The sequence below is a fragment of the Pseudomonas putida genome (assembly GCF_001636055.1).
GTDB classification, from domain to species: Bacteria; Pseudomonadota; Gammaproteobacteria; order Pseudomonadales; family Pseudomonadaceae; genus Aquipseudomonas; species Aquipseudomonas machongensis.
The window spans coordinates 5,644,329-5,669,642 of sequence record NZ_CP011789.1; the positions used below are offsets into that span (position 1 = coordinate 5,644,329).

Genomic DNA, 25,314 nt, shown 5'->3' on the forward strand with positions numbered 1-25,314 from the left:
TACCTATTAGGGTTCGACGGGGAAGGCGAGCACAGCGTTCTTCAGCATGCGCTTGACGATGGGGCCGTGAGCAGGGCCGACCGGGATCATGTAAAGCCTTCCGAAGGCGTTGTACCGCTGGACGGAGGTCGTCACGCTCAAGCGCTGCACTCCCTCGCCTGCGGGCGTGAGATCGAGGCAGACCATGACCGCCAAGTGCGTATCGCGCGAAGTGAGCACCAGCCGATGCGCATCGATCGCCTCCACCGTGAAGAAGTCGAGGCGCTCGCCCACCGCAGGTTCCCGCTCGGCCGTTCGGGGTGTGAAACCATGGATGTCGGCCACACGGAACCGGCGGGAAACGAAGTCACGAAGGCGAAAAGCCGCAGAGAGCCACGCCGGGATATGCGCAGTCATCGCGCAGTATGCCTGCAGGGCCGTGACGCGCCCGCCGATGCGCACCGCAGCGCAGTGCAGGAAATCCAGCTGCGCAAGCTCGGCGACCAGGCGAACATCCTTGGGGGCGCAAATCAGGGCCGCGGGCATCATCTGCATGCCCCTGTCATTGCTGGAGCAGGGCGATGGCAGCCAATTCGGCCTTGAGCAGGAGCTTCTCGTAGGCCTCGTCGGGTGACTCCTGGCGGCTGGTGATCAAGCCCGCGATTTCACGCGCCGACTCGTCCAGCGGCTCATCGGCGATGAACACCGACTCGAACAACGGAATCGGCGGCAGGTAATGACCTTTCACGTAGGCAACGGTCTGCTGCAGCGGTCGCAGAAGCTCATCCAGGGTAAAACGGTTGAACCCGCCCGCACGGTAGCCGGACGCTGGCGCCCCGACGGTGGTGACGATCAGAAACTCCTTGTCCTGCAGCTTGTCACCACCGCGCGCATAGGCAAAACCGGGCGTGAAGACATCGTCGATCCAGCGCTTCATCAACGCCGGGCACGAGTACCAGTACAGCGGGAACAGCAGCACGATGCGTTCGTGGGCACACAGCAGCTTCTGCTCGGCGGCGATGTCGAAGCCATTGCTGCCCAGTGCGGCCGACAGGGGGTGCAGCGTGACATTGCTACCTTGCAGGGCTTCGACGATGGCGGCATTGGCCCGCGAGCTGCTCAAGTCAGGATGACCGATTACGACCAGAATGTTATCCATGGAGAAGTCCTTTCAAGTGATGGTGTCCAGGCCGCAGCCAGGGGGGTTCATGCGGCGCGGTGGATTGAACGATAGTCCGCGGCATCTGTAACCTCCCCAATTGTGCAGGCCTGGGTCGGGACGTCGATCCAGCAAGCGAATAGCCAATGGTCGCCCACGCGCACCGGCGCCGCAGCTCGACGGGCGCGATAGCCTGCACGGCGCAGCAATCGCTCGATGCCTAGTGGCGACACGGTGATCAACTGCCGCACGCCCCGAGCGGCCGCACAGCGCAACACGGCATCCAGCAACTGCGTGGCGACGACGGAAGAAAATTGGCCGCCAGAGGTCCGCCCGGCCAGACCAAAATCCATGGCGGAGAAACGCGACAGCTCCCAGATCCGCGAATCACACGGCAGTGTCTGATCGCCCATCAACTGCGGGAATACTTCTGCAAGCAGGTAGCGTTGGTTGGTAGGCAGCACACGCGCCGTGCCTATGACCTGCTCCTGATCATTGCAGGCAAGCACATAGAGCGTCTCGTCATGGTCGAACTGATCACGCTCGCGACCTGGATCACACGCTAACTCCCACCCCAGGGTGTCGACGAATACCCGATAACGGTAACGGTCCATCTGCAGCAAGCGCGCCTGCCCCAGCTCCTGCTGTGTTCCAACGACGATTTCCATCTCGCGTCCTCCGGCCAATGTGGAAAGGACGCGTATTCGACTCGAAGTAGGGTGATAGCAAAACTGCACTATTTGGCAGGGTACTTCTGCACATAAGCGCAGGGCGTTCGCGCTAGGCCAGCAACCCCAGAAGCGCCGCCCGCGCTACCGCTGCCGTACGATTTGCAGCGCCCAGTTTGGCGCCGGCATTGCGGGTGTGGAATTTCACCGTTTCAATCGACAAGGTGAGGATGTCGGCAACCTCGTTGAGCGTCTTGCCATCGGCAGCCCAACGCAGCACTTCGCGCTCACGTTCGGAGAGCGGGGACTGCGGCTGCGGTTGCCAGGAGTCCGAGAGCAGCCGCGAGAAGCCTTGGTGGGCGACATTCGCCAGCCAGCGCATCCGCGTCTCATGGGCACGCAACTCACATGCGCCGATCCCTTCGCCAGAGCGCGCCAAGGTCAGCATCCCCCCGCCCTTGCTCCCCTCCAGACACGATTGCGCCCAACCGTGGCGAAGACCGGCCTGCCGTGCCTCATCCCACAACTGCGGAGCGTCGGCGAATATTTCGTCGCCCCAGACCACTGGCTGCATCGAGCGCTGACAGTGGCGGACCGTCGGGTCAAGGAGCAGGTACCCATTGGCATGGTAATGATCACACCATGACCGGCTGTAGTTGCTGAGCATGACGATCCGCGGCTTGGTGACAGGCAGCGGCGTGCGCAGGCCATAAGCACAGTAATCGAAACCCAGACGGCGCGCGGCTGCCTTGACCTCTTCCAACAACGTTTGCGTATCGCGCGCGTCATAAACCGCCGCCAGCATGTCGCCCATCCATTGCATTTATTATTCTCTCCATGAATGTGAAGCTGCTGCAGCCGCCCCCTGAAGGTGCGAGCCTAGCGGAGCTGCAACAGCCGGACATTGAGCGATATCAATTCGCCACAACGTTAACGAATACTACCGCGCGGTATTTATCCCGTGGCCGGCCTGGTCGGTTCGGCACCTTGGCGCTGACGATACAAGCACAGCGTTACAAAAATGCTGGCGCCCCCGGGCGATTCACCGATATCTCCTGCCTATCTGGATTGACGCCTGCTCAAGCCCTGAACTGCCCCAGACTCGCCCTCAACTGCGCCGCCAGATCATCCAGCACCTTGCTACTGGCCGTGGTCTGCATCACCACTTCGGCCGAGCGCTCTGCCTGCGCGTGGATATTCTCGACCCGCCCCCGCACCGCCTGGGCGCCGTTGGCTTGCTGCTCGGCGGCGCGAGTCGCCAGGCCGATGGCGGCATGCACCTGCTCCACCGCCGCCTGCACCGACTGCTGGCGGCGTTCGTTATCACGCAACACCAGCAGCCCTTCGCTGGCCTGGCGCCCCGCCTGGCCGATGGTGGCCACAGCCTCTTTCGCCCCCTGTTGCAAGGCAACGATATGCGCCTGGATATCGCCGGTGGAGCTTTGCGTCTTGCTTGCCAGAGCCCGCACTTCATCGGCTACCACTGCAAAACCGCGCCCTGTCTCACCGGCACGCGCCGCCTCGATCGCCGCATTGAGCGCAAGCAGGTTGGTCTGCTCGGCGATGCCGTGGATCACGGTCAGCACCACTTCGATCTGCTCGCTCTGCTTGGCGAGGCGCTCGATGACCTGCGAGCCGCTTTCCACTTCCCCCGCCAGCTTCTCGATCAGCTTGGCCAGCTGGGTCGAAGCGCGACTGTTCTCGTCGGTAGCCTGGCGGATATCCACGACCTGCTGCAACGCCGCCTGCATGGCGTGGCTCTCGGCCTGAGCCTCGTCGGCCATGCTCGACAGGTCGCGCAGACTCGCCGCCACCTCGTCGCGCTGCAACGCTGCCGCTGCATCGGCCCCCGCATTGCGCTGGGCCATGGTGCCGATTTCCACCCCGGTACGCTGGGCCACTTCACCGGCTTCGCGAACGATCGGCTGAAGCTTGTCGACGAAGCGGTTGACCGCCGACGCCATGTCGCCGATCTCGTCACGGCTGTCGAGCGCCACACGCTTGGTCAGGTCGCCCTCCCCGGCGGCCAGGTCGTCGAGGGCAGCAATGAGCAGGCGCAGCTTGCTGACCACTCGTCGCCCCAGCACCACGGCAACCACCAACAGCACGCCAAGCCCGACCAGCACCAGGCCGACGCCGATGCGCCAACGCAGCTCGCCGGCCGCGTCGCGAACCGTCTGCGCGGTATTGGCCTGCATGGCAGTGGCGCTGTTCTGCGCGGTCTCAAGACGAGCCTGCAGGGTCTTGCCGCTATCGGCCGCGGCAGCGCCGAGGCTCTCGCCGACCAGTTGCTCGCCACTTGCGATCAGGGCGGCAAAGCGCTGGTCGAGCGCCTTGAGCTCTTGATCGACGGCAGCGGTCGAGACCCCCATGAGTACCTTGCCGATCTGGGCGCCATTGGGGCTGATCGAAGCCTCGACGAAGTAAACCGATGGATCCCGGCGCGCAGCGTCGAGCACCTTGTCCAGCGCCCGCTCGCCCTGACCCTTTTCCATCAGCGCCTGATTGATCGGGTTCTGGCGGTTGAGGTAACGGGTGAGGTGCTCGCCCTCGGCGTTGTCGTAGATCACGAACAACACGTTGGGATTGCGCTGCGCGCGACGAGCGAAGTCAGATAGGGTGGGGACGTCATTGTCCCAGATCGCCCTCGGTGCCACCGAGGCCAGCAACTCGGCCATATCGTTGGCCGACTCCTTGAGGCTTTGCTCCAGCGTGGTGCGTAGCTGTTGCTGTTCGCTCTGTAATCGCGTGGAAAGCCCCGCGCTCAGGCGTTGCCGGGTACTGGCCGAGAGGCTGTCGAGACCGGAGCGCACATCTTGCCCGGCCTGCTCCAGCTCACCTGCCAGCTTGCGACTGTCAGCGCCCAGGCGTTCGCCCAGGTCGGCCTCCAGCGCAGTGACGGTGCTGCGGGTCAGCACGACGGCGACCACGACTTGCACCAGAAGAGCGATACCAAGTGCAACAAAAACAGGCCGCAGGAGGCGGCTTCGTAACAGAGAGAGGATGGCAGACACGTTTGAACCCCCGTGTTTCTGGCGCCATTACTTTGATGGCATCTACAGAATCTTCTTACAGCAAGGGTCATGCCTGAAGCAGGAGGGAAATACGCCAAGGTCTAGCAGACCGATGCACCGTGGTAGCGGGCTTACCCGCGAAAGACCACTGCAGCCAGGAACAAAAACGCCGCAACCCCTTGCAGGGCTGCGGCGCAGGATCAGCCAGAAGGCAGATCAGGCGAACGGATGACGCAGCACGATGGTCTCGTTGCGGTCCGGGCCGGTGGAGATGATGTCGATCGGGGCACCGACCAGCTCCTCGATGCGCTTGATGTAGTTGCGCGCGGCCTGCGGCAGCTCTTCCAGGGCTTTCACGCCCAGGGTCGACTCGCTCCAGCCTGGCATCTCTTCGTACACCGGCTCCAGGCCGATGTAGCTGTCGGCATCGGAAGGCGCGTCGATCACCGCACCGTTCTCGTTCTTGTAGCCGACGCAGATGTTGATGGTTTCCAGACCGTCCAGCACGTCCAGCTTGGTCAGGCAGATACCCGAGATGCTGTTGACGTCGATGGCACGACGCAGGATCACGGCATCGAACCAGCCGCAGCGACGGGCACGACCGGTGGTGGAGCCGAACTCATGGCCACGCTTGGCCAGGGTAGCACCGGTTTCGTCGAACAGTTCGGTCGGGAACGGACCGGAACCCACGCGGGTGGTGTAGGCCTTGGTGATACCGAGGATGTAGTCCAGGTACATCGGGCCAACGCCGGAACCGGTGGAGATGCCGCCAGCGGTGGTGTTCGAGCTGGTGACGTACGGGTAGGTGCCGTGGTCGATGTCCAGCAGCGAGCCCTGGGCGCCTTCGAACATGATGTCCTTGCCGGCACGGCGCAGGTTGTGCAGTTCGGCGGTGACGTCGAGCATCATCGGCTTGAGCTGCTCGGCATAGGCCATGCACTCGTCGAGGGTCTGCTGGAAGTCGATGGCCGGCTCTTTGTAGTAATTGACCAGCTGGAAGTTGTGGTAGTCCAGCAGCTCACCGAGCTTGGCGGCGAAACGCTCGCGGTGGAACAGGTCACCCACGCGCAGGCCGCGACGGGCGACCTTGTCTTCGTAGGCTGGGCCGATACCACGGCCGGTGGTGCCGATCTTGGCTTCGCCACGGGCCTTTTCGCGGGCCTGGTCCAGCGCCACGTGGTACGACAGGATCAGCGGAGCAGCCGGGCTGATGCGCAGGCGCTCGCGAACCGGTACGCCCTTCTCTTCGAGCTTGGTGATTTCGCGCATCAGGGCGTCCGGCGCGACGACGACGCCGTTGCCGATCAGGCACTGTACGCCTTCTCGCAGGATACCCGACGGGATCAGGTGCAGAACGGTCTTCTCACCGTTGATCACCAGGGTGTGGCCCGCGTTGTGGCCGCCCTGGTAACGCACGACGGCGGCAGCATGTTCGGTCAGCAGATCGACGATCTTGCCTTTGCCCTCATCACCCCACTGGGTGCCCAGGACGACGACATTCTTACCCATAACACTTGTCCTCATTCACGCAACTTGGTTGCCGGCCCATTGCCGGCGAAGAATCTCAATGGGTCAGCGGCAGAACCTGCCAGCGCCCGTCTTGCTGAATCAATTGCCGATCACAATCCGCCTCGAGAGCAGCACTCAGCGGCTGGCCAGGCAGTGCCTGGACCACACGCTGGCCCTCGTTGCGCAACTGGCAGACCTGCTGCCAGAGGGCCGCGTCGCCACTGTCCGGCATCCAGATGCCGCCAGAAGGCAATACGACCTCCGCTCGCCCCAGTGTGACCAGGGTCTTCAAATCCGTGGAGAAACCGGTGGCCGGACGTGCCCGGCCGAAGTCGGCGCCGATGTCATCGTAGCGTCCACCCTGGGCGATCGACTGGCCGACACCGGGTACGAACACCGCGAACACCACGCCGGTGTGATAGTTGTAGCCGCGCAGCTCGCCCAGGTCGAAGTACAGCGGCAAGTCCGGGTAACGCGCCGCCAGGCGATCGGCGATCGCCAGCAGGTCGTCCAGGGCCGCCAGCACGCTGGCCGGAGCTCGGCCCAGACGCACGCGGGCGTCGGCCAGCACTTCACGACCACCGCACAGTTCGACCAGGGCACGCAGCATGTTGCCCAGGTCTTTCGGCAGGTCGGCGGTCAGCTCGTGAACTTCATCGACAGCCTTGCGCTGCAGCGCATCGAACAACTGCTGCTCGACCGCGCCCGACAGGCCGGCGGCACGAGCCAGGCCACGGTAGATACCGACGTGCCCCAGATCCATGTGCACATCGGCAACGTCGGTCAGTTGCAAGGTGGTCAGCATCAGGCTGATCACTTCGACGTCGCTGGTCGGACTGGCGTCGCCATACAACTCGGCACCCAACTGGATCGGGCTGCGCGAAGTCGACAACGCACGCGGCTCGGCGTGCAGCACACTGCCGGCGTAGCACAGGCGGCTCGGGCCTTCGCGGCGCAGGGTGTGGGCATCGATGCGCGCCACCTGCGGCGTGAAGTCGGCACGGAAACCCATCAGGCGACCGGACTGCGGGTCGACCACCTTGAAGGTACGCTGATCCAGGTCCTGGCCGGCGCCGGTAAGCAGCGACTCCAGGTACTCGATATGTGGGGTGACGACCAGTTCATAACCCCAACTCTGGAACAGGTCCAACACCTGGCGACGCGCAATCTCGATGCGCGCCGCTTCAGGTGGCAGTACTTCCTCGATGCCATCTGGCAGAAGCCAGCGGTCTACCGTTGCCATTACGCCATTTCCCCTCTGGTCCGGGCGGCCGCCCAACAGGTTAGCCGTCTGTGAAGCAGGCATTGGCGCACAACAGCAGGCAGCACCGATCCCAGCGCCGCCGCCGTGCCAACACCCTCGAAAAACTGCGCGTCCTGTCCAAGTCGTCAAAAAGCCGGGGGCCAATCAACCTTGCAGACGCAAAAAAGCCGGGAATTTCCCGGCTGACTCATCATACACCCCTTTTGATTCGGGATGCACCCCACCGGGCGTTTTAGCTGCCCGGCGGGGGTCTTTCCTGTTACGGCTTGCTCTTGTCCAGGAAGCGGAAGAACTCGTTCTTCGGATCCAGGACCAGCACGTCGCTCTTGCTGGCAAAGCTCTCGCGATAAGCCTGCAGGCTGCGGTAGAACACGTAGAAATCAGCGTCCTGGCCGTAGGCCTTGGCATAGATGGCAGCCGATTGGGCATCGCCATCACCACGGGTTTCTTCAGCTTCACGGTAGGCTTCAGCCAGCAGCACACGGCGCTGACGGTCGGCATCTGCACGAATACCTTCAGCCAGCTCGTTACCTTTGGCGCGGTGCTCGCGCGCTTCACGCTCACGCTCGGTGCTCATACGGTCGAACACGCTGCGGTTGACTTCCTTCGGCAGGTCGATGGCCTTGACGCGGACGTCGATGACCTCGATCCCCAGCTCCTTGTTGGCCATGCGGTTCAACGAAGCGGTGATGTCGGCCATCAGCGCGTCACGTTCACCGGATACCACCTCATGCAGGGTGCGCTTACCGAACTGGTCACGCAGGCCGCTTTCCAGACGACGCGACAGGCGCTCGTCGGCGATCTGCTTCATGCCCGAGGTCGCAGTGTAGAAACGCTCGGCGTCCTTCACCCGCCACTTGGCGTAGGCATCGACCATCACGGCTTTCTTCTCCAGCGTCAGGAAACGCTGGGTCGGGGCGTCGAGGGTCATCAGACGGGCGTCGAACTTGCGCACCTGGTTGACGTACGGAACCTTCACATGCAGGCCCGGCTGGACATCCGCCTGGACCACACGGCCGAACTGCAGCAATACCGCCCGCTCGGTCTGCGACACGATGTAGAAGCAGTTCCAGGCGACGATCGCCAGCACCACGGCGGCAATCAGGGCGAACAGCGATTTATTGCTCATCAGCGGCTCTCCCTAGTGCGCAGCGGCTGTTGTTGCTGTTGCAGGTCCTGTACAGCGCGAGTGGCGGCGTCGTTGACCGACGGCGACACGCTGCTGGACGGCGCTGCAGTGTTGCGGCTGCCTTCGACCATCTTGTCCAGTGGCAGGTAGAGCAGGTTGTTCTGCCCGTCCTTGGTGGCCACCATGACCTTGCTGGTGTTGCTGTACACCTCCTGCATGGTCTCCAGGTACAGACGCTGACGGGTGACGTCCGGCGCCTTGCGGTACTCGGCGACCAGCTTGGTAAAGCGATCGGCCTCACCCTTGGCGCGGGCGATCACTTCATCGCGGTAACCGTTGGCGTCCTCGATGATGCGCTGCGCCTGACCACGGGCCTCAGGCACCACGCCATTGGCGTAGGACTCGGCCTGGTTGCGCGCACGCTGCTCGTCCTCACGGGCGCGGATCACGTCGTCGAAGGCTTCCTGCACTTCACGCGGGGCTGCCGCGCTCTGTACGTTGACCTGGGTGACGGTGATACCGGTGCGGTAGGTGTCGAGGAAGCGCTGCAGGCGTTCGCGGATATCCACGGCCATCTGCTCACGACCTTCGGTCAGCACCTGATCCATCGAGGTGGAGCCCACGACATGGCGCAGGGCACTGTCGGTTGCGTGCTGCAAGCTTACTTCCGGCTGGTCGACGTTGAGAACGAAGTCCTGCAGGTTGCTGATCTTGTACTGCACGGTCAGCGGCACCTCGACGATGTTCTCGTCCTCGGTGAGCATCTGGCCCTGCTTGGTGTACGCACGCTCACGCGTGACGTTTTCCATGTACTTGCGGTCGATCGGCGGGAAGTAGATGTTCAGGCCCGGCCCCACGGTCTCGTAGTACTTGCCGAAGCGCAGCACCACGGCCTGCTCCTGCTCGTCGACCACGTAGACGGCGCTGTACAGCCAGATTGCCGCCAGAACTGCCAGGCCAATGCCCAGCAAGCCGTAGCCGCCACCCTTGCCGATGTTGCGGTCACCACCGCCACCGCGTTTCTTGCTGCCGCCGAACATGCCGTTCAGGCTGTCCTGCAGCTTGCGGAAGGCCTCGTCGAGATCCGGTGGTCCCTTCTTGTCGCCACCACCACCGCCACCACGGCGGCCGCCCCAGGGATCCTGATTGTTCGAGTTGCCACCCGGCTCGTTCCAAGCCATAGCGCTCTCCATCTGATAAAGCAAAGACGCGCCCACGGCGCGCCGTCCAATGCTACAGAATGCCTGTCACGGCTGCCCGGCGACCTCGACGGGCATTTATTGCAAAGTGTGTTGCTCGATGAACACTTCAGGCTCAAGGCCTGCGCGGCTGATCAGGCGATTGAGCTCGACCCGGGGCAGACGCACGCTCAGCAAGCTGCTGCCCTGTTCATCGTGTTCTTCGCCTTGCACTGCCCCCAGTTCGAAGAATTGCGCGCGCAAGCGTGCAAGTCGCTGTTCCAGGCGCAGGGTTCCGACAAACAGATCATCCCCCAGCAATTCGGCTATCGCCTGCCCCACAAGCTCAAGACCGCGCCCGTCGCGGGCCGAAACCCAGACCCGCTCCGGCTTGCCGTCGGCATCGCGCTGGATCTGCGGCTCGACATCTTCGAGCAGGTCGAGTTTGTTATAGACCTCGAGGATCGGCAAGCCTTCGGCACCGATCTCGCCCAGCACCGCGAGCACCTGTTCGATCTGCTCCATGCGCTCGGGCTCGTGCGCATCGATCACATGCAGCAGCAGGTCGGAGTTGCTCGACTCTTCGAGCGTAGCCCGAAAAGCCTCGACCAGCTTGTGTGGCAGGTGGCGAATGAAGCCCACGGTGTCGGCCAGCACGATCGGCCCCAGGTCGTCCAGCTCGAGCCTGCGCAATGTCGGGTCGAGTGTGGCGAACAACTGGTCGGCCGCGTACACCTCCGATTGCGTCAGGGCGTTGAACAGCGTGGACTTGCCGGCGTTGGTATAGCCCACCAGCGACACTGAGGGGATGTCCGCGCGCTTGCGTCCGCGCCGGGCCTGCTCGCGTTGGCTGCGCACCTTCTCCAGACGCGCCTTGATCTGACGCAGGCGCACCCGCAGCAGGCGGCGGTCGGTTTCAAGCTGGGTTTCACCCGGGCCGCGCAGACCGATACCACCTTTCTGTCGCTCAAGGTGGGTCCAGCCGCGCACCAGCCGCGTGCTCATGTGCTCGAGCTGGGCCAGTTCGACCTGCAGCTTGCCTTCGTGAGTCCGCGCCCGTTGGGCGAAGATATCGAGAATCAAACCGGTACGGTCAAGCACACGGCACTCGAAGACGCGCTCGAGGTTGCGCTCCTGACTGGGGGTGAGGGTGTGATTGAAAATCACCAGGTCGGCTTCTTCGGCCTTGACCAGGTCGCGCAGTTCCTCGACCTTGCCGCTGCCGATCAGAAACTTGGCTGTGGGCTGGTGCCGGGCAACCGTGGCCAGGTGGACGATGTCCGCTCCGGCCGACAGTGCCAGCTCCTGAAACTCCTGCGGGTCTTCGCGCGCCTCAGGGTTCTGACCTTCCAAGTGAACGAGCAACGCCCGCTCACCACCACCGTGGCGCTCAAAGAACAATGCAGGCTCCTATCAGGCGTTGCCTGGCTCGCTGTCGCCGTGCTCGGAATCGGACGGGCTTGGCAGACGAACCGGACGGGCAGGTACGACAGTGGAAATCGCGTGCTTGTAGACCATCTGGCTGACGGTGTTCTTCAGCAGCACGACGAACTGGTCGAAAGATTCGATCTGGCCTTGCAGCTTGATGCCGTTGACCAGGTAGATCGAGACCGGGACCTTTTCTTTTCTCAAGGTGTTCAAGTAAGGGTCTTGTAGCGAATGCCCTTTTGACATATGCCGCACTCCTGTAAGGATCAATAGTAAAAAACTGAAAAAATTCGTTCATTAAGGCCGTCAGTCGCAAGAATAGACGGCAATTGCAGGGACTCAGCTCAATATGGAGACCGATTCCAGGTATTTCAAGGTGCGGGACAGATTGTCGCAGGCCAGGCTGTCCAGCCAGTGTACGTCGGACCAGCTACGCAACCAGGTGAACTGCCGCTTGGCCAGCTGGCGGGTGGCGATGATACCGCGTTCGCGCATCTGCTCGGCTGTCAGTTTGCTGTCCAGATAGTCCCATACCTGCCTGTACCCCACTGCCCGTATAGACGGCAGCCCGACATGCAAGTCACTTCTGGCCCGCAGCTCTCGGACCTCGTCGACGAAGCCCTGTTCCAGCATCTGCGAAAATCGTAGCGCAATTCGCTCATGCAAAATGTGACGATCTGTAGGCGCAATCGCCAGACTGGCGACAGTATAGGGCAAATGTCCGCCCGCGCCTGCGTCTGAACCGCGGGTTTCGGCTGATTGACGCTCGCGGTGGGCAGTCATGCTCTCGCCGCTCACCCGGTATACCTCCAGCGCACGGATCAACCGCTGCGGATCGTTCGGATGAATGCGCGCCGCCGATACCGGGTCGATCTCGGCCAACTGCCGGTGCAGCTCCCCCAGGCCCAGCTCGCGGGCCTGGGCCTCGAGTTCGGCGCGAACCTCGGCATCAGCGGGCGGCATGTCGGCCAGGCCGTCCACCAGCGCCTTGTAGTACAGCATGGTGCCGCCGACCAGCAGCGGGATCTTGCCACGCGCAGTGATCTCGGCCATGGCCTGCAGCGCATCGCCACAGAATTGCGCCGCCGAATAGCTCTCGGCCGGGTCGCGGATGTCTACCAGCCGGTGCGGATGGGCAGCCAACACCTCGGGCGAAGGCTTGGCGGTGCCGATGTCCATACCGCGGTAGACCATGGCCGAGTCGACGCTGATCAGCTCGCAAGGCAGGGACTGTGTAAGGGCAATGGCCAGGTCGGTCTTGCCGGCAGCCGTCGGGCCCATGAGAAAAATCGCTGGGGGCTTGCCACTCATGTCATCGACCGCGCAGGAAAAGTTTGTCCAGATCATCCAGGCCCATCTGGGTCCAGGTCGGTCGGCCGTGGTTGCACTGGCCGCTGCGCTCGGTGTTCTCCATGTCACGCAGCAAGGCGTTCATCTCCGGGATCGCCAGGCGTCGGTTGGCACGCACCGCACCGTGGCAGGCCATGGTGCCGAGCAGCTCGTTGATGTGCGCCTGAATGCGGTCGCTGGTGCCGTACTCCATGAGATCGGCGAGTACATCCTGCACCAGGCGGTTGGCCTCGGCCTGCTTGAGCAACGCGGGGATCTGGCGGATCGCCAGGGTTTCCGGGCCCAGGCGCTGCAGCTCGAAGCCCAGGCGCTGGAAGGTCTGGGCATGTTCCTCGGCGCAGTCGGCCTCACGCTGGCTCACCGCCAGTGATTCAGGCACCAGCAGCGGCTGGCCACTCAAGCCTTCGCTGGCCATCGCCAGCTTCAGGCGCTCGTACATGATCCGCTCGTGGGCGGCGTGCATGTCTACCAGCACCAGGCCCACGGCGTTCTCGGCCAGGATGTAGATGCCCTTGAGCTGAGCCAGGGCATAGCCCAGCGGTGGAATGTCACCCTGGCTTTCCGGCAGCGCCACGGGAGGCTGGGCGCTGGTCTCCAGCGGGGCGAAGTACTCGCGGTAGACTGCTTGCGCCTCTGCTGCCGGCACCGGCTGCGACGGGCGCGGCGTGTACTGGTACTGGTAGCCTGCGCCCGCGCCACCATTGGAGAACGACGGCTGCTGCTGCGCCTGGGGCTGTTCGAGCACCGAGGCGGCCAGGCGCATCTCGCCCTGGGGGCCGAACTCACCGGCCTGCAGGCCGCTGGGGCGCACGATCTCAGTGGTTGCCGCCGGCGCCGCGAGCTGATCCTCGGGGCGCACATCGGCCAGCGCACGGTGCAAGGTGCCGTACAGGAAGTCGTGGACCATCCGCCCTTCACGAAAGCGCACTTCGTGCTTGGTCGGGTGCACGTTGACATCGACACCGGTGGGATCGAGCTCCAGGAACAGCACGAATGTCGGATGTCGGCCGTTGAACAGCACGTCGCGGTAGGCCTGGCGCACCGCGTGGGCGACCAGTTTGTCGCGCACCGCGCGGCCATTGACGAAGAAGTACTGCAGGTCTGCCTGGCTGCGCGAGAAGGTCGGCAAGCCGACCCAGCCCCACAGGCGCAGGCCATTGCGCTCGACCTCGATCGGCAGCGCCTGCTCGAGGAAGCCAGGCCCGCAGATCGCCCCGACCCGCCGCGCGCGCGACAGCTCGTCGGGCGCCTCATGCAGGCTGAGGATGCTCTTGCCGTTGTGGCGCAGGTGAAAGCCCACATCAAAGCGCGCCAGCGCCAGGCGCCGGATCACTTCCTGCAGATGATCGAATTCGGTTTTCTCGGCCTTGAGGAACTTGCGCCGGGCCGGGGTGTTGAAGAACAGGTCGCGTACTTCGACCGACGTACCGATGGGGTGCGCCGCCGGCTGAACCCGCGGGAGCATGTCTCGGCCCTCGGTCTCGACCTGCCAGGCTTCGCTGGCATTGGCGGTACGCGAGGTCAGGGTCAGGCGCGCTACCGAACTGATCGACGCAAGTGCCTCGCCACGAAAGCCCAGGCTGAGCACGCCCTCAAGGTCTTCCAGCTCGCGGATCTTGCTGGTCGCGTGGCGCGCCAGCGCCAGAGGCAGGTCGTCCGGGGCGATGCCACTGCCATCGTCACGCACGCGCAGCAGCTTCACGCCGCCCTGTTCGACATCAACGTCGATGCGCCGGGCACCGGAATCCAGGCTGTTCTCCAGCAGCTCCTTGGCCACCGACGCAGGGCGTTCAACCACCTCACCGGCGGCGATCTGGTTGGCCAGCCGCGGGCTGAGCAGCTGGATTCGCGAACCACCACTCATTGCTGGGACGCCAGGGTGGTGGCCGGGATATCGAGGTGCTGACCGACCTTGAGCTCATCGCTCTTGAGGTTGTTGGTGCTACGCAGGCTGGCAACGCTGACCTGATAACGCACGGCGATCATCGCCAGCGTCTCGCCCGGACGCACGCTGTGTTCACGTGGGCCCTGGGCGATCTTGCCGGAATCGCGCAACCAGGCGATGTAGGTGCCTGGCGGCGGGTTCTGCTGGAAGAACTGGCGCACACCGCTATGAATCGAGCGGGCCAGCGCCTGCTGGTGACTCTTGGTTGCCAGCTTGTTGGCTTCGTTGGCGTTGGAGATGAAACCGGTCTCGACCAGGATCGACGGAATGTCCGGCGACTTCAGCACCATGAATCCCGCCTGTTCCACGCGCTGCTTGTGCAGCGGCGTGATGCGGCCCATGTTGCCCAGCACTTTCTGGCCCACGTTGAGGCTGGAACTGAGCGTGGCCGTCATCGAGAGGTCGAGCAGCACACCGGCAAGCATGCGGTCCTTGTCATCGAGGCTGACGTTACCGGCACCGCCGATGAGGTCGGAGCGGTTCTCGCTGTCGGCCAGCCAGCGCGCGGTCTCGGAGGTAGCGCCACGGTCGGACAGGGCAAATACCGAGGCGCCGAAGGCCGCTTTCGACGGCGCGGCGTCGGCGTGGATGGAGATAAACAGGTCAGCGCCCTTCTTGCGGGCAATCTCGGTGCGCTTGCGCAACGGAATGAAGTAGTCGCCGGTCCGGGTCAGTTCGGCGCGATAACCTTTCTCGGTGTTGATCTGGCGCTGAAGCTCGCGCGCGATATCGAGCACGATGTCTTTCTCGTGCTGGCCACGCGAGCCGGAGGCGCCAGGGTCTTCCCCGCCATGGCCGGCGTCGATGGCGACCACGATGTCACGCTTGCCGTTGGGCACCGGCGGCAGCTTGATCGCCGGTTGCGCCGGTGTCACCGGTACTGCGGGCGTGGTGGCTGGCGCCTGGGTGACCGGCGGCGGCGTGGGGTTGCTGGCGGCAACCGCATCGGCTTCCTGGTCGTACAGGTCGACCACCAGGCGATTACCGTACTGGGCGTTGGGTGCAAGGGTGAAGCTTTTGGGCGTGACAGCCTTTTTCAGATCGACCACCACGCGCAGGTCGGTCGCGGTACGCTGGGCCGAGCGCACGCTGGTGATAGGCGTGTTCGAGGTGGAGACGTTCAATGGCGAGGCGAGCGTCGCACCATTGATGTCGATGACCAGGCGATCAGGCGCGCTGAGCGTGAAGACGCTGTGCTGCACCGGGCCCGACAGATCGAAGACCAGGCGAGTATTGTCCGGCGCGCGCCACAGGCGCATGCTCTTGACTTGTGTGACGGCCAGAGCGTCAACGGTCACCGCTGTCAGCAGCAGTCCAACGACGGCGACCAGTGCGCGAATGCGCAGCATACCTTTCCCCACTTACGATTTGTTTTCGGCAGCCAGAGCGGCACACCAGGCTTCGCCGCGAGCCCCCTGCGGCGACAGGTTCAGCGAGCGGCCGCCCGCCTGGGGGCTTATGGTAATGGTCAGGTCGGGCTTTGGCAAAACGCCCGCGCCCTTCTGCGGCCATTCGAAAAGACACAGCGGATCGCCTTCGAAATAATCGCGAATTCCCATGAACTCTAGCTCTTCTGGATCGACCAGGCGGTAAAGGTCGAAATGGAAGGCGCGGATATCGCCTATTTCATAAGGTTCGACCACGGTGAAGGTCGGGCTTTTTACTGCGCCAGTGTGACCCAATCCACGGATCAGGCCTCGCGACAAGGTGGTCTTGCCGGCGCCCAGATCGCCTTCCAGAAAGATCACGCCATGGCCGCCGGTGACCTTGGCGAGCGCTGCGCCGAACGCAACGGTAGCCGGCTCGTCGGCCAGAAACAGGGTTATGCCTGACACGCTGAATGCTCCTCCAACAATTCTCGAATGACCGGAGCCAGATCGCTGGCCGCCAGACCTCTGCCCTGCGCGCCCAGGCGTTCGCCAGCGCAGGCGTGTAACCAGACGCCCAGGCCCGCCGCCTGCCAGGCGTCCAGGCCCTGGGCGAGCAACGCGGCCAGCACGCCGGTCAGCACATCACCCAGGCCGGCACCGGCCATGGCCGGGTGGCCTCGTTCGCACAGCCGCAACTGGCCGCTCGGGTCGGCGACCAGGGTTCCGGCGCCCTTGAGCACGCAGACACTGTCGTAGCGACGCGCCAGTTTACGTGCAGCCCCGGGCCGGTCGGCCTGCACGGCCTCGGTGGAAACGCCCAGCAAGCGCGCGGCCTCCCCAGGATGCGGGGTCAGGATGCTGCCGCCCGGCAAGGCCAGGGGCGTACGCGCCAGCAAGTTGAGCGCATCGGCGTCCCAGACCTGCGGCAGGTGCGCATTGGCGACTGCCGACAGCAGGCTGCGGCCCCAGGCCGCCTGGCCAAGACCAGGCCCGACCACCAGCACCGAAGCGCGCTCCAGCACGGCCATCAACTGGTTGGCCGAACTGACCCCCAGGCACATGGTTTCCGGCAGACGGCTGAGGCTCGCGCCCACATGCTCGGGGCGTGTCGCCACGCTGACCAGCCCGGCACCACAGCGCAGCGCAGCCTCGGCACTGAGCAGCACGGCGCCGCCGGTACCCAAGTCGCCGCCAACCACCAGCACATGGCCAAAATCGCCCTTGTGGGCAGTTGCTGGCCGCGCAGGCAGGTGCGCGACGGTCACGCTGCTGAGCGTTTGCGGGGTATTGGCGTGGTGTTTGGTCTGAGGCATGGGGTCAAAGGCTCCGATGTCTGGCAGAATTATACGCACCTGAGCCTGCAATGCCTTGTCCATCCATGTCCGCCTCCTCTCTAGACCTTCCAGTACTGGCCCAATCGATCAAGGATTGGGGCCGCGAACTCGGTTTTGCCCACGTGGGCATCGCCGATGTCGAGCTTGGCGAGCATGAACAGCACTTGCAGCGCTGGCTTGAAGCCGGCCATCACGGCGAGATGGACTATATGGCAGCGCACGGCACGAAACGTTCGCGCCCTGCCGAACTGATCCCCGGCACCTTGCGGGTGGTTTCGCTGCGCATGGACTATCTGCCCGGCGATACGCAGATGGCCCAGCGCCTGGCTCAACCGGAAAAAGCCTATATCTCTCGCTACGCACTGGGCCGCGACTACCACAAGCTGGTGCGCAAGCGCGTGCAGCACCTGGCCGACCGCATCCAGGAAACCATCGGCCCCTTCGGCTACCGCGCTTTCGTCGACAGCGCTCCGGTACTGGAAAAGGCCATCGCCCAACAGGCCGGGCTCGGCTGGATCGGCAAGAACACCCTGCTGCTCAACCGTAAGGCGGGCAGCTACTTCTTCCTCGCCGAGCTGTTTGTCGATCTGCCACTGCCCGCCGACGAAGCCCAGACCAGCGAGCATTGCGGGCGCTGCCAGGCGTGCCTGGACATCTGCCCCACCGCGGCCTTCGTCGGGCCCTACCAGCTCGATGCGCGGCGCTGCATCTCGTACCTCACCATCGAGCTCAAGGGCGCGATCCCGCTGGAGCTGCGACCTCTGATCGGCAACCGGGTGTTCGGTTGCGACGACTGCCAGATCGTCTGCCCCTGGAACCGCTTCGCCAAATCGACCGGCGAGGACGACTTCAAGCCGCGCCACGGGCTGGACAACGCCGAGCTGGCGGCACTGTTCCTGTGGGACGAAAAGACCTTTCTCAGCCGCACCGAAGGCTCGCCGCTACGTCGCGCCGGTTACGAGCGCTGGCTGCGCAACCTGGCGGTCGGGCTGGGCAATGCACCTTCGACGATCGCCGTGCTCGAGGCCCTGAAAGCGCGGCGCGAGCATCCTTCGGCATTGGTCAGGGACCACGTGGAGTGGGCGTTGGCGCGGCACGAGGCGGCGGGCTGACAGGAACAGTACGACCTTTTCGCGCTCCGACTTGCCCGCGAAAAGGCCGCATTCGATCCCGAAGACTCAATGCTCGTCGTTGTAGTGGAACTTGGGCATTTCCCAGTGAAAGCGGATGGCCAGCAAACGCAAGAGGAAGCCGCCAAACAGCGTCAGCAGCATCGCCTGCTCGGCCGGCACCTTGAAGTACACGCAACCCAGATAGAACCAGGCCGCAGCGAACGACACGCTGGCATACAGCTCCCGACGAAACACCAGCGGAATGTCGTTGCAGAAGATATCGCGCAAGATCCCGCCGAACACACCGGTGATCACCCCGCTGATCGACGCCACCAGCATCCCCTGGCCCATTTCCAGTGCAGTCATGCAGCCAATCAAGGTGAAGGCCACCAATCCGAGGGCGTCGAGGACCAGGAACAGCGAGCGCAGGTGACGCATCAGCGGCGCGATGAAGATCGTCAGCAATGCGGCGAAAGTGGTCAGCACCAGGTATTCGGGGTGCTTCACCCAGGTCAGCGGGTAGTGCCCGAGCAGTACGTCGCGCACCGAGCCACCACCCAGGGCGGTGATGCAGGCGATCAGTACCACGCCGAACCAGTCCATGCCGCGCCGGCCAGCGGACAAGGCGCCAGTCATGGCTTCGGCAGTGATGGCGATGAGGTAGAGCATCAACAGCATGGCGCAGATCCGTGCGAGAAAAGGCGCGCAGTCTACTCAGTCGCGCGTGGCACCAAAAGGGGGCGTATGCACGCCCCCTGATTCATCAGACCTTGATGAAATGCTCGCGGTAGTGACGCAGCTCGGCGATCGACTCGCGGATGTCATCCAGTGCCAGGTGGGTGCTGCCTTTCTTGAAGCTGTCGCGCACGTCCGGCGCCCAGCGCGCAGCGAGCTCCTTGAGTGTGGAGACATCGAGGTTGCGGTAGTGGAAGTAGCCTTCCAGCGCGCGCATGTGACGATAGAGGAAGCGGCGGTCCTGACAGATGCTGTTGCCGCAGATGGGTGACTTGCCCTTTGGTACCCACTGCTCGAGAAAGGCGATGGTCTGGGCTTCGGCTTCGGCCATGTCGATACGGCTTTCGCGCACGCGCTGGGTCAGGCCCGAGGCGCCATGGGTGCGGGTGTTCCACTCGTCCATGCGCGCCAGGACTTCGTCGCTGTGATGAATGGCGATCACCGGGCCTTCGGCCAGGGTGTTCAGCTCGCTGTCGGTGACGATAGTGGCCATCTCGATGATGACGTCGTTGTCCGGATCCAGGCCGGTCATCTCCAGATCGATCCAGATCAGGTTCTGTGGGTTGTGCATGAATGAGCTCCTCGAATAGGCCAACATATTAGCCTAGTGGAGCGTGCTAAACTGCCTGCCGTTTTCTTTTGCCCCGCCAACACGGAACCTCCATGGCCAAACGCCAGCTCAACCGCCGCCAGAACTGGCGCATCGAAAAGATCCAGGGTGAACGCGCCGCCCGCGCCGCCAAACGCGAGCAGCACGCCCTGCAAGAGCTCGAAGGCGGCGACCTGGGGCCCGAACAACTGGGCCTGGTGATCGCCCACTTCGGCGTCACGGTCGAGGTCGAGGCCCAGGACGGCGACGTCGCAGGCCAGGTGTTCCGCTGCCACTTGCGCGCCAACCTGCCTGCCCTGGTCACAGGCGACAAGGTGGTCTGGCGGGCCGGCAACCAGGGCAACGGTGTGATCGTCGCGCAGATGCCGCGCAGCACCGAGCTGTGCCGGCCGAACAACCACGGCCAGCTCAAGCCGGTCGCGGCCAACGTCGACCTGATCGTGATCGTCTTCGCCCCGGCACCCGAGCCCCAGGCCAATCTCATCGACCGCTACCTGGTTGCTGCCGAGCACGCTGGCATCCGCCCGCTGCTGTTGCTGAACAAGGCCGACCTGATCAACGACGACAACGCAGCGACGCTCAATGCGCTGCTAGCGGTGTACCGCGATCTCGGTTACCCACTGCTCGAAGTGTCCGCACACCACGGCGATGGCATGCAGCGCCTGCAGCAGACACTGGACGAGCACATCAGCGTGTTCGTCGGGCAGTCGGGTGTGGGCAAGTCGTCGCTGGTCAACAGCCTGCTGCCGCAGGCGCAAACGCGGGTGGGCGATCTGTCGGAGTGGTCGGGCCAGGGTACCCACACCACCACCACCGCACGGCTCTACCACTTCCCCAACGGCGGCGACCTGATCGACTCCCCCGGTATCCGCGAGTTTGGCTTGGCGCATGTCAGCCGTGACGATGTGGAAGCGGGCTTCATCGAGTTCCGCGACCTGCTCGGCAACTGTCGCTTCCGCGACTGCAAGCATGACCGCGAGCCCGGCTGCGCGTTGCTCAAAGGTCTGGAGGAAGGGCGTATCTCGGCGCAGCGGATGCACAGCTACCGCTCGATCGTGGCAAGCCTGACGCAAGACACCTACTGAAGATGCAGGAGCGGCGTTGCGCCGCTCCTGCAGATTACGAACTCAGTTTTCCTTGGGCTCGTCCATCTTCAGCACGCCATCCTCGAAGATGTTCAGCTTCTGGCGCAGCTCACGCGGCTGCATCGGCGTCGAGCCATCGGCCGGCGCGGCGGAGGCACCAGGGGCTCCTGGCGCCGCATTGGCAGACGGGGTTGGGTTGGCCGGTGCCTCAGGTGCACCCTGCTCGCCCTCGATATCCCGCTGCGCTTTTTTGGTCAGCACGATGATGTCGATCCGGCGGTTGACCGGGTTGAACGGGTTTTCGCGGTCGAACAGCGACGACGAGGCGTAACCCACCACTCGCGCCACCTGGCCATCCGGATAACCACCCGCCACCAGCGCACGTCGCGCGGCGTTGGCACGGTTGGCCGACAGCTCCCAGTTGCCGAAATCACCGGTACCGGCATAAGGCTTGGCATCGGTGTGGCCGCTGACGCTGATCTTGTTCGGCACGGCCTTGATGGTGTCGGCCATCGCCAGCAGGATGTCTTCGAAGTAGGGCTTCAGGCGCGCACTGCCGAGGTCGAACATCGGCCGGTTCTCGGCATCCATGATCTGGATGCGCAGGCCGTCCTGGGTAATCTCGAACAGGATCTGGTCCTTGAACTTCTGCAGTTGCGGATTTTCCTCGACCTTGTTCTGCAGCTCCTGCAGCAGCAGTTGCAGCCGCTCCTGCTCGACCTGGTCGGCCATGGTCTCGATCCGGTCCTTGTCCATCTGCACGCTGGTGTCAGGCGTCGGCTCGGACTTCTCCTCCGGGTTGATGGTCTTTTCCGGGGCCAGCTGCGGCGAGCCGCCCAGGTCGATGACGTAGGGCGTACCGCTCTCGGAGAAGCCGATCGGATCCTTGAAGTAGCCGGCGATGGCGATCTTCTGCTCCGGGGTGGCCGTGGACAGCAACCACAGCACCAGGAAGAACGCCATCATCGCCGTGGCGAAGTCGGCGAAGGCGATCTTCCAGGAGCCGCCATGGTGGCCGTCGCCGTAGCGCTTGACGCGCTTGACGATGATGGGCTGATTGTTCTCCATGGCTTAGCGACCGCGAACCGCTTGTTCCAGTTCGGCAAAGCTCGGACGGTGCGCCGGGTACAGCACCTTGCGCCCGAACTCGACGGCCAGCGACGGCGGCATGCCGGACGCCGAGGCCACCAGCGAAGCCTTGATCGCCTCGTAGACGTTCAGTTCTTCCTTGGCGTCGTGGCGCAGGCAGTTGGCCAGCGGGCCGAAGAAACCATAGGCCGCGAGAATACCGAAGAAGGTCCCGACCAGCGCAGCACCGACGTGCAGGCCGATGGATTTCTGGTCGCCATCGCCCAGCGAGGCCATGGTCACCACGATGCCGAGTACCGCCGCCACGATACCGAAGCCGGGCATGGCGTCGGCAACGCTGGTCACCGCATGGGACGGGTGCTCGAGGTCTTCCTTCAGGCTCAGCAGCTCCATGTCGAACAGGCCTTCGAGCTCATGGGGTGCCATGTTGCCGGTCGACATGATGCGCAGGTAGTCGCAGACGAACGCGGTCATCCGCGCATCGCCCATGACCGCAGGGTACTTGGCGAAGATCGGGCTGGCCGCGGGATCCTCGATGTCACCCTCGATGGCCATCATGCCCTCGCGGCGACTCTTGTTGAGAATCTCGTAGATCAGGCCCAACACTTCCAGGTAGAACGTATGGGTGAAGCGGCTGCCAAACATCTTCAGCGACTTCTTCATGACGTGCATGGTCATGTAGCCAGGGTTGGCCTGGAGAAACGCGCCAAAGGCCGCACCGCCGATGATCAGCACTTCGAACGGCTGGATCAGCGCCGCGATCTTGCCGTGGGAGAGGACGTATCCGCCGAGGACACTCGCGAATACGACGATGATGCCGATAATTTTAGCCATAGATTGGAAGCACTTGCTGTCGTGGTCAGGGTCAGGGGCGGAAGCTTGGAAACTCTTCTTCTCCTTATCGGCAGAACTGCGCCAGACTATAGCCACTCAATGCGAAAAGCCAGTTTGGACTGATGTCAAAATGCCAATCGAAACCAAGGTGCCAGCGCAGATCCCCTCCTCTCTAGACGCCTGGGTAAGGCTGCTCGACGGCATCCGCGTGCCGGTGCCCAAAGAGAGTCATGACCGGGTTCTGGCGGCCATCAACGACAATCGCCGCTCGCTGCGCGACATCGCCGAACTGATGCAGGACAGCCCGTCGCTGGTGCTGTGCGTGATGCGCGAAGCCAATCACCCGAACCACGCCAGCCAGGCCGAGCCCGCCGAAAGCCTGGAAATCGCCCTGAACCGTCTGGGCCTGAGCCGCATCCTGCAACTGATGGGACGCCTGCCATCGATACCGGGAGACGACATTCCGCCGGTGCTGCGCCAATTCCTGCTGATCAGCCAGCACGCCACCCAGCAAGCCAACGGCCTGTTCGCCAGCCGCCTGGCGCGCCTGTGGCAGGAAATCCACTGGGGCAGCCTGCTGTTCCTGTCGCCACTGTGGGCACTGGCCCTGGCTTACCCCAAGCTGCTCGACACCTGGGAACTGCGGGTCATTCACAAGGGTGAAGAGGCTTCAGAGGTGGAGCATGCACTGTTCGGCGTGCGCATCATGGAGTTGTGCCGCGCCGTCGCCACGCACTGGCGCCTGCCGGAATGGGTCACCCAGGGTTATCGCCTGCTGCTCGAAGAACGCGAACAACTGGCCCAGGTACTGAACATCGCCCGCGAGCCTGACGAGTTGAGCAAGCAGCATCGACTGGACGAAGAGCCCGGGCTGCGCCGCTGGTTCAACCAGCCGGCCAATACCGTGCTGCTGGCCAACGGCCTGGCGCTGTCGGCGCAGGTCGGCTGGGACAACCCGCACTTGCTGCGCTGGCAACTGCTCACCGCCATGTACCTGCAAACCACGCTGGATGATGTGCAACAGCAAGTGCACCAGCAAGCAGCGGCCAGCGCGCGCCACCATGCCCGGCATGCACTGTTCCACCCGGCCGAGGCGCTGATCTGGCCCTGGCAGCAGCGGCGCCCGCACCCAGACATGCTCACCCCGCCACCGCCACCTGCCCAGGACCTGCAACGCTGGCGCACGCTGTGCGGCGACCTGCTGGCCCAGCCCAGCCCGTTCACCAACACCGTGCACCTGGCCACCCAGGCGCGCGAGGCACTGCTGGCTTGCGGCATGCAGCGGGTGCTGTTGCTGCTGCTCGACAAACCCAATGACTGCCTGCGCGTACAGCAGAGCGCCGGGTTGCCGCGCGAAGCCTCAGCGCTGACATTGGCAGCAGGCCAGAGCAAGCTGCTGCAAAAACTGCTGAGCAAAGCCTCGCAACTGCGCCTGACGCCCGACAATCATGCCCAGTTTTCCGCCCTGCTGCCCGCACCGCTGCGTGCGTTGTTCCCCAGCGAGCACTTGCTGTTGCGCTCGCTGGCCGTGAACGACCAGGTATTGATGCTGGCGATCGCCGACCAGGGCGGCAGGCCGCTTGCGGACGTGAGCGTGCAGGCCTTCGGAAAAACCGCACAATGTATCGAGCGCGCGCTGGCCAGCTTCGCCAACCGCAATGCCTGAACCTTGCGCTACAATCGCACCTCCCTTGCTCCCCGGAGACCGTGGATGACTGATTTTTCCGGCTTGCCCCTGGTGATCGAAGCCGCCGACCTGCTGCCACGCCTGGATTCGCCCGAGCTGATCCTGGTCGACCTGAGCAGCGCCAACCGCTATGTCAGCGGCCACATCCCAGGCGCGCGGTTCGTCGAGGGCAAACGCACCCAGCTGGGACAGCCTCCGGCTCCCGGCCTGCTGCCGGCCCAGGCCGACCTGGAAAAGCTGTTCAGCGAGCTCGGCCACCGAGACGACGCGGTGTACGTGGTATACGACGACGAAGGCGGCGGCTGGGCCGGGCGCTTCATCTGGCTGCTCGACGTGATCGGCCACGCGCGCTACCACTACCTCAACGGCGGCATCCAGGCCTGGCCTGCGGACAAGCTCGTCACTGAAGTGCCAGCAGCCGCCAGCACGCCTGTGCGCCTGCGCCTGCGCGCCGAACCCACCGCCACCCGCGAATACCTGCAAAGCCGCCTGGGCGCCGACGACCTGGTGGTCTGGGACGCCCGCGGCCCGCAGGAATTCAACGGCGAGAAGGTGCTGGCAGCCAAGGCCGGCCACATCCCCGGCGCGGTCAACTTCGAATGGACTGCAGGCATGGACCTCAACGACCACCTGCGCATCCGCAAGGACATCGCCGAAGTACTGCAGCAATTGGGCATCACCCCTGACAAGGAAGTGATCACCCACTGCCAGACCCACCGTCGCTCCGGATTCACCTACCTGGTGGCCAAGTCACTCGGCTATCCACGGGTCAAGGCCTACGCCGGCTCGTGGAGCGAGTGGGGCAATCACCCGGACACGCCTGTAGAAGTTTAAG

At 64.0% G+C, this 25,314-nt stretch carries 23 protein-coding genes and 2 pseudogenes; 4 read left to right on the forward strand and 21 right to left on the reverse strand.

What is annotated here, in order from left to right; translation table 11 throughout:
- Nucleotides 1–6 precede the first annotated feature (6 nt).
- From AB688_RS25255 to AB688_RS25330, 17 genes and pseudogenes are all read right to left on the reverse strand, one after another.
- The gene (locus AB688_RS25255) at nt 7–525 is read right to left on the reverse strand and encodes a DUF2867 domain-containing protein (protein WP_063546898.1); all 519 of its coding nucleotides are present in this window, start codon (nt 523–525) and stop codon (nt 7–9) included.
- A 16-nt stretch (nt 526–541) separates the two neighbouring features.
- On the reverse strand, nt 542–1,138 hold the full coding sequence (locus tag AB688_RS25260; RefSeq protein ID WP_054893190.1) for an NAD(P)H-dependent oxidoreductase: 597 nt from the start codon (nt 1,136–1,138) through the stop codon (nt 542–544).
- Between the two features lie 47 nt (nt 1,139–1,185).
- Entirely contained in the window at nt 1,186–1,806 is a 621-nt protein-coding gene (locus tag AB688_RS25265) for an acyl-homoserine-lactone synthase (protein WP_063546399.1), read from the reverse strand.
- Nucleotides 1,807–1,918: 112 nt separating this feature from the next.
- Entirely contained in the window at nt 1,919–2,629 is a 711-nt protein-coding gene (locus tag AB688_RS25270) for an autoinducer binding domain-containing protein (RefSeq protein ID WP_063546400.1), read from the reverse strand.
- Nucleotides 2,630–2,885: 256 nt separating this feature from the next.
- Nucleotides 2,886–3,401: pseudogene (locus AB688_RS27640) on the reverse strand (methyl-accepting chemotaxis protein); the annotation flags it as partial.
- Nucleotides 3,402–3,791: 390 nt separating this feature from the next.
- Nucleotides 3,792–4,484, reverse strand: a pseudogene (locus tag AB688_RS27645) (methyl-accepting chemotaxis protein); the annotation flags it as partial.
- Between the two features lie 552 nt (nt 4,485–5,036).
- The gene (locus AB688_RS25280; protein WP_054893188.1) at nt 5,037–6,329 is read right to left on the reverse strand and encodes an adenylosuccinate synthase; all 1,293 of its coding nucleotides are present in this window, start codon (nt 6,327–6,329) and stop codon (nt 5,037–5,039) included.
- Nucleotides 6,330–6,384: 55 nt separating this feature from the next.
- Complete coding sequence (locus tag AB688_RS25285) at nt 6,385–7,572, reverse strand: ATP phosphoribosyltransferase regulatory subunit (RefSeq protein ID WP_063546403.1); 1,188 nt, start codon at nt 7,570–7,572, stop codon at nt 6,385–6,387.
- Between the two features lie 280 nt (nt 7,573–7,852).
- On the reverse strand, nt 7,853–8,722 hold the full coding sequence (hflC, locus tag AB688_RS25290; protein WP_054893186.1) for a protease modulator HflC: 870 nt from the start codon (nt 8,720–8,722) through the stop codon (nt 7,853–7,855).
- Nucleotides 8,722–9,903, reverse strand: coding sequence for an FtsH protease activity modulator HflK (hflK, locus tag AB688_RS25295; RefSeq protein WP_063546405.1), 1,182 nt, complete (start codon nt 9,901–9,903; stop codon nt 8,722–8,724). The genes hflC and hflK overlap by 1 nt, the downstream gene beginning before the upstream one ends.
- Before the next feature lie 96 nt (nt 9,904–9,999).
- Nucleotides 10,000–11,301, reverse strand: a complete 1,302-nt coding sequence (gene hflX / locus AB688_RS25300; RefSeq protein ID WP_054893184.1) for a ribosome rescue GTPase HflX — start codon at nt 11,299–11,301, stop codon at nt 10,000–10,002.
- Between the two features lie 12 nt (nt 11,302–11,313).
- Nucleotides 11,314–11,574, reverse strand: coding sequence for an RNA chaperone Hfq (hfq, locus tag AB688_RS25305; protein WP_029612777.1), 261 nt, complete (start codon nt 11,572–11,574; stop codon nt 11,314–11,316).
- A 93-nt stretch (nt 11,575–11,667) separates the two neighbouring features.
- Complete coding sequence (miaA, locus tag AB688_RS25310) at nt 11,668–12,639, reverse strand: tRNA (adenosine(37)-N6)-dimethylallyltransferase MiaA (protein ID WP_054893183.1); 972 nt, start codon at nt 12,637–12,639, stop codon at nt 11,668–11,670.
- A 1-nt stretch (nt 12,640) separates the two neighbouring features.
- A complete protein-coding gene (gene mutL / locus AB688_RS25315; RefSeq protein WP_063546407.1) occupies nt 12,641–14,542 on the reverse strand; it encodes a DNA mismatch repair endonuclease MutL in 1,902 nt (633 codons plus the stop codon).
- Nucleotides 14,539–15,984, reverse strand: coding sequence for an N-acetylmuramoyl-L-alanine amidase (locus AB688_RS25320; RefSeq protein WP_196759876.1), 1,446 nt, complete (start codon nt 15,982–15,984; stop codon nt 14,539–14,541). Before AB688_RS25320 ends, mutL begins: the two co-directional genes overlap by 4 nt.
- Complete coding sequence (tsaE, locus tag AB688_RS25325; protein WP_371105594.1) at nt 15,985–16,449, reverse strand: tRNA (adenosine(37)-N6)-threonylcarbamoyltransferase complex ATPase subunit type 1 TsaE; 465 nt, start codon at nt 16,447–16,449, stop codon at nt 15,985–15,987.
- Complete coding sequence (locus tag AB688_RS25330; protein ID WP_063546900.1) at nt 16,446–17,306, reverse strand: NAD(P)H-hydrate dehydratase; 861 nt, start codon at nt 17,304–17,306, stop codon at nt 16,446–16,448. The genes tsaE and AB688_RS25330 overlap by 4 nt, the downstream gene beginning before the upstream one ends.
- Before the next feature lie 65 nt (nt 17,307–17,371).
- On the opposite strand from AB688_RS25330, the gene queG reads away from it, so the two are divergent.
- Nucleotides 17,372–18,439 (forward strand): tRNA epoxyqueuosine(34) reductase QueG, encoded by a 1,068-nt coding sequence (gene queG, locus AB688_RS25335; protein WP_063546409.1) that lies wholly within the window; start codon nt 17,372–17,374, stop codon nt 18,437–18,439.
- 66 nt (nt 18,440–18,505) lie between these two features.
- Here the strand turns inward: queG and AB688_RS25340 are convergent, their stop codons facing one another.
- Together AB688_RS25340 and orn are read right to left on the reverse strand one after the other, a co-directional pair.
- Complete coding sequence (locus tag AB688_RS25340; protein WP_063546411.1) at nt 18,506–19,117, reverse strand: trimeric intracellular cation channel family protein; 612 nt, start codon at nt 19,115–19,117, stop codon at nt 18,506–18,508.
- Nucleotides 19,118–19,202: 85 nt separating this feature from the next.
- Nucleotides 19,203–19,745: an oligoribonuclease gene (orn, locus tag AB688_RS25345; RefSeq protein ID WP_054893178.1), complete on the reverse strand. Its 543-nt coding sequence runs from the start codon at nt 19,743–19,745 to the stop codon at nt 19,203–19,205.
- Between the two features lie 92 nt (nt 19,746–19,837).
- Here orn and rsgA point away from each other — a divergent pair, with 92 nt between their 5' ends.
- Entirely contained in the window at nt 19,838–20,869 is a 1,032-nt protein-coding gene (rsgA, locus tag AB688_RS25350) for a small ribosomal subunit biogenesis GTPase RsgA (RefSeq protein ID WP_063546413.1), read from the forward strand.
- A gap of 42 nt (nt 20,870–20,911) precedes the next feature.
- On the opposite strand, the gene motB is transcribed toward rsgA, so the two are convergent.
- Both motB and motA read right to left on the reverse strand, forming a co-directional pair.
- Nucleotides 20,912–21,937 (reverse strand): flagellar motor protein MotB, encoded by a 1,026-nt coding sequence (gene motB, locus AB688_RS25355; RefSeq protein ID WP_063546415.1) that lies wholly within the window; start codon nt 21,935–21,937, stop codon nt 20,912–20,914.
- A gap of 3 nt (nt 21,938–21,940) precedes the next feature.
- The gene (gene motA / locus AB688_RS25360) at nt 21,941–22,792 is read right to left on the reverse strand and encodes a flagellar motor stator protein MotA (RefSeq protein ID WP_054893175.1); all 852 of its coding nucleotides are present in this window, start codon (nt 22,790–22,792) and stop codon (nt 21,941–21,943) included.
- A gap of 130 nt (nt 22,793–22,922) precedes the next feature.
- Between motA and AB688_RS25365 the strand changes: the two genes are divergently transcribed.
- Entirely contained in the window at nt 22,923–24,458 is a 1,536-nt protein-coding gene (locus AB688_RS25365; RefSeq protein WP_063546417.1) for an HDOD domain-containing protein, read from the forward strand.
- A gap of 45 nt (nt 24,459–24,503) precedes the next feature.
- Nucleotides 24,504–25,313, forward strand: coding sequence for a rhodanese-like domain-containing protein (locus AB688_RS25370; RefSeq protein ID WP_063546419.1), 810 nt, complete (start codon nt 24,504–24,506; stop codon nt 25,311–25,313).
- Nucleotide 25,314: the final 1 nt, after the last annotated feature.

Bases quoted from the DNA above. Each gene is read 5' to 3' on its own strand.
- AB688_RS25255 (WP_063546898.1), bottom strand. From the start codon at position 525: ATGCCCGCGGCCCTGATTTGCGCCCCCAAGGATGTTCGCCTGGTCGCC.
- AB688_RS25260 (WP_054893190.1), bottom strand. From the start codon at position 1,138: ATGGATAACATTCTGGTCGTAATCGGTCATCCTGACTTGAGCAGCTCG.
- AB688_RS25265 (WP_063546399.1), bottom strand. From the start codon at position 1,806: ATGGAAATCGTCGTTGGAACACAGCAGGAGCTGGGGCAGGCGCGCTTG.
- AB688_RS25270 (WP_063546400.1), bottom strand. From the start codon at position 2,629: ATGCAATGGATGGGCGACATGCTGGCGGCGGTTTATGACGCGCGCGAT.
- AB688_RS25280 (WP_054893188.1), bottom strand. From the start codon at position 6,329: ATGGGTAAGAATGTCGTCGTCCTGGGCACCCAGTGGGGTGATGAGGGC.
- AB688_RS25285 (WP_063546403.1), bottom strand. From the start codon at position 7,572: ATGGCAACGGTAGACCGCTGGCTTCTGCCAGATGGCATCGAGGAAGTA.
- hflC (WP_054893186.1), bottom strand. From the start codon at position 8,722: ATGAGCAATAAATCGCTGTTCGCCCTGATTGCCGCCGTGGTGCTGGCG.
- hflK (WP_063546405.1), bottom strand. From the start codon at position 9,903: ATGGCTTGGAACGAGCCGGGTGGCAACTCGAACAATCAGGATCCCTGG.
- hfq (WP_029612777.1), bottom strand. From the start codon at position 11,574: ATGTCAAAAGGGCATTCGCTACAAGACCCTTACTTGAACACCTTGAGA.
- miaA (WP_054893183.1), bottom strand. From the start codon at position 12,639: ATGAGTGGCAAGCCCCCAGCGATTTTTCTCATGGGCCCGACGGCTGCC.
- mutL (WP_063546407.1), bottom strand. From the start codon at position 14,542: ATGAGTGGTGGTTCGCGAATCCAGCTGCTCAGCCCGCGGCTGGCCAAC.
- AB688_RS25330 (WP_063546900.1), bottom strand. From the start codon at position 17,306: ATGCCTCAGACCAAACACCACGCCAATACCCCGCAAACGCTCAGCAGC.
- queG (WP_063546409.1), top strand. From the start codon at position 17,372: ATGTCCGCCTCCTCTCTAGACCTTCCAGTACTGGCCCAATCGATCAAG.
- AB688_RS25340 (WP_063546411.1), bottom strand. From the start codon at position 19,117: ATGCTGTTGATGCTCTACCTCATCGCCATCACTGCCGAAGCCATGACT.
- orn (WP_054893178.1), bottom strand. From the start codon at position 19,745: ATGCACAACCCACAGAACCTGATCTGGATCGATCTGGAGATGACCGGC.
- rsgA (WP_063546413.1), top strand. From the start codon at position 19,838: ATGGCCAAACGCCAGCTCAACCGCCGCCAGAACTGGCGCATCGAAAAG.
- motB (WP_063546415.1), bottom strand. From the start codon at position 21,937: ATGGAGAACAATCAGCCCATCATCGTCAAGCGCGTCAAGCGCTACGGC.
- motA (WP_054893175.1), bottom strand. From the start codon at position 22,792: ATGGCTAAAATTATCGGCATCATCGTCGTATTCGCGAGTGTCCTCGGC.
- AB688_RS25365 (WP_063546417.1), top strand. From the start codon at position 22,923: ATGCCAATCGAAACCAAGGTGCCAGCGCAGATCCCCTCCTCTCTAGAC.
- AB688_RS25370 (WP_063546419.1), top strand. From the start codon at position 24,504: ATGACTGATTTTTCCGGCTTGCCCCTGGTGATCGAAGCCGCCGACCTG.